This is a genomic window from Microbacterium sp. 69-10 (genome assembly GCF_001897945.1).
In the GTDB taxonomy this organism is placed as follows: Bacteria; Actinomycetota; Actinomycetes; order Actinomycetales; family Microbacteriaceae; genus Microbacterium.
Window position 1 is genome coordinate 149,524 of record NZ_MKRT01000006.1, and the last position, 3,151, is coordinate 152,674.

At 68.8% G+C, this 3,151-nt stretch carries 3 protein-coding genes; 1 reads left to right on the plus strand and 2 read right to left on the minus strand.

Annotated elements, in window-relative coordinates:
- The coding region (locus BGN97_RS02780) for an A/G-specific adenine glycosylase (protein ID WP_292697833.1) at positions 1–637 on the plus strand (637 nt) is incomplete at its 5' end.
- A gap of 77 nt (positions 638–714) precedes the next feature.
- Here BGN97_RS02780 and rbfA read toward each other — a convergent pair.
- Positions 715–1,137: a 30S ribosome-binding factor RbfA gene (gene rbfA / locus BGN97_RS02785; RefSeq protein WP_292697835.1), complete on the minus strand. Its 423-nt coding sequence runs from the start codon at positions 1,135–1,137 to the stop codon at positions 715–717.
- A gap of 133 nt (positions 1,138–1,270) precedes the next feature.
- The coding region (gene infB / locus BGN97_RS02790; RefSeq protein ID WP_292697837.1) for a translation initiation factor IF-2 at positions 1,271–3,151 on the minus strand (1,881 nt) is incomplete at its 5' end.

The window sequence follows — 3,151 nt, forward strand, 5'->3', positions numbered from 1 at the left end:
CCTCGGCTACCCGCGCCGGGCGCTGTGGCTGCACCGTGCGGCGGTCGAGGTCGTGGAGCGGCACGGCGGCACGGTGCCCCGTGACGTGGGCGCTCTGCTGGCGCTGTCGGGCATCGGCGACTACACGGCCAGGGCGGTCGCGGTCTTCTCCTACGGCGACCGGCATCCGGTCGTCGACACCAACACGCGCCGTGTGATCGCGCGCGCCGTCGACGGGCGCGCGCAGCCGGACGCCCCCGCGAAGAAGGACCTGGAGCGCATGACGCAGCTCCTGCCGGAGGGCGTCGCGGAGTCAGCCGTCTTCAACGCCGCGATGATGGAACTCGGTGCCGTGATCTGCACCGCGCGCGCACCCCGCTGCGAGATCTGCCCGATCGCGGCCTCCTGCGCCTGGCTTCAGGCGGGCCGCCCGGACACCGGCGATACGCGGCGGCGGCAGGCGAAGTACGAGGGCTCGGACCGCCAGGCGCGCGGCGGCGTGCTGCGCGCGCTGCGCCATGCCGAAGGTCATCGGATGCCGGCGGATGCCGTGCTGGCCGACTGGCCGGACACCGCGCAGCGCGACCGGGCGATCGACTCCCTGATCGGCGACGGGCTGGTCGAGGCCGTGGACGGGCTGCTGCGCCTGCCCGTGTGAGGGGCAGGCGCAGGCAGAACCCTCCCCGAGCTGCCGAGAGTGGCCCGACGGTCACTCAGCGCTCGTCAGGCCTCGGCTCAGTCCTCGTCGTCGTGCACGTAGGGGTCGGCGTCGCCGGCGTGCGTCGCACCCGCGGCGAGCTTGGCCACCTCTTCGTCCCGCTCGCGCGCCTGGCGAAGCAGATCGGCGATGTGCCCGGCCGACTCCGGCAGGGCGTCCGGGATGAACTCGAGCGTCGGCACGAGGCGCACGTTCAGCTGACGGCCGACCTCCTTGCGCAGCATCCCGGTGGCAGAGGTCAGCGCGGCACCGCTGGCGACGCGCTCCTCCTCGCTTCCGAGCACCGTGTAGAACACCGACGCGTGCTGCAGGTCGCCCGACACGCGCACGTCGGTGATCGTCACGAAGCCCAGTCGCGGGTCGCGCAGCCCCTTCTCGAGGCGCTCGGCGAGGATGACGCGGATGCGATCCGCGAGCCGTGCCTGTCGTTCTCCAGCCATGTTCCTATTCCTATACCTTCCGAGCGGATTCCATGTGGAACCGCGAAGGCGGCTGCCTCACCTTCACGAGCATTGGGGTAGGGGCCCCACTCTGCGAGTGAAGGGAAGGCAGCCGCCGGAGCAGCACTCAGGGTCAGCCGCGAGGCTTCTCGACCATCTCCGTGGTCTCGATCTCGTCGCCGATCTGGATGTCGTTGTACTTGCCCAGGCCGATACCGGCCTCGAAGTCGGTGCGGACCTCGGTGACGTCATCCTTGAAGCGACGCAGCGACTCGATGGCCAGGCCATCGGCGATGACGACGCCGTCGCGGATGACGCGCGCCTTGGCGTTGCGCGTGATCGTTCCGGAGCGGACGATGACACCGGCGATATTGCCGAACTTCGAGGAGCGGAACACCTCGCGGATCTCGGCGACACCCGACTGGACCTCTTCGAACTCCGGCTTGAGCATGCCCTTGAGAGAGTTCTCGATCTCCTCGATGGCCGAGTAGATCACCGAGTAGAAGCGGATGTCCACGCCCTCGCGGTTCGAGGCCTCGCGTGCCTTGGCGTCCGGACGGACGTTGAAGCCCACGATGATCGCGTTGTCGATCGTCGCCAGGTTCACATCCGACTCCGTGATCGCACCGACACCGCGGTGGATGATGCGCAGCTGCACCGAGTCGTCGACCTCGATCTTGAGCAGCGACTCCTCCAGCGCCTCGACGGCACCGGACACGTCGCCCTTGATGATGAGGTTGAGCGTCTCGACCTTGCCCTCTTCGAGAGCACGGGTGAAGTCCTCGAGCGAGATCCGCTTGCGGGCCTTGGCCAGCTGGGCGTTGCGCTCGACGGCCTCGCGCTTCTCCGCGATCTGACGGGCCATGCGGTCCTCGTCGGTGACGATGAACACGTCACCGGCGCGGGGCACGGAGTTCAGACCCTGCACCTGCACGGGGCGGGACGGCGCGGCCTCGGTGACCTGCTCGCCGTTCTCATCGAGCATGGCGCGGACGCGGCCGTACGCGGTGCCGGCGACGATGGCGTCTCCGATGCGCAGCGTTCCGGACTGGATCAGCACGGTGGCGACCGAACCGCGGCCCTTGTCGAGCTTGGCCTCGATCGCGACACCACGGGCCGCCTTGTTCGGGTTGGCCGTGAGGTCCAGACCCGCGTCGGCGGTCAGCAGCACGGCGTCGATCAGGTCCTGGATGCCGGTGCCCTGACGGGCCGACACATCCACGAACATGACGTCTCCGCCGTACTCCTCGGCGACCAGACCGTACTCGGTGAGCTGCTGGCGCACCTTGGCCGGGTTGGCCTCGGGCTTGTCGACCTTGTTGACCGCGACCACGATCGGCACGTCGGCCGCCTGGGCGTGGTTCAGCGCCTCCACCGTCTGCGGCATGATGCCGTCATCGGCGGCGACCACGAGGATCGCGATGTCGGTCACCTGCGCACCACGGGCACGCATGGCGGTGAACGCCTCGTGACCCGGGGTGTCGATGAAGGTGACAGCGCGCTCGATGCCGTCGTGCTCGGTCCAGATCTGGTACGCACCGATGTGCTGGGTGATGCCGCCGGCCTCGCCCTCGATGACGTTGCTCTTGCGGATCGCGTCGAGCAGTCGGGTCTTACCGTGGTCGACGTGACCCATGACGGTGACCACCGGCGGGCGGATCTCGAGGTCGTCCTCGCTCTCCGCCTCCAGCTCGGCCTCGAGGTCGAGACCGAAGCCCTCCAGGAGCTCCTTGTCCTCGTCCTCGGGCGAGACCATCTGGATCTTGTAGCCGAGCTCGGCACCCAGCACCTCGAAGGTCGCCTCGTCCAGGGACTCGGTGGCCGTGGCCATCTCACCCAGGTTGAAGAGGATCGTGACGAGCGTTCCGGGCTGGACGGTGTAACCGTTCAGAGCCTCGAGCTTGTCCGCGAAGTCGGCGATGGAGGCACCGCGGCGCAGACGGATGATCTCGCCGTTGCCCTTCGAGACGTTGACGCCGCCGACGACCGGCGCCGACCGCATCTCGAATTCCTG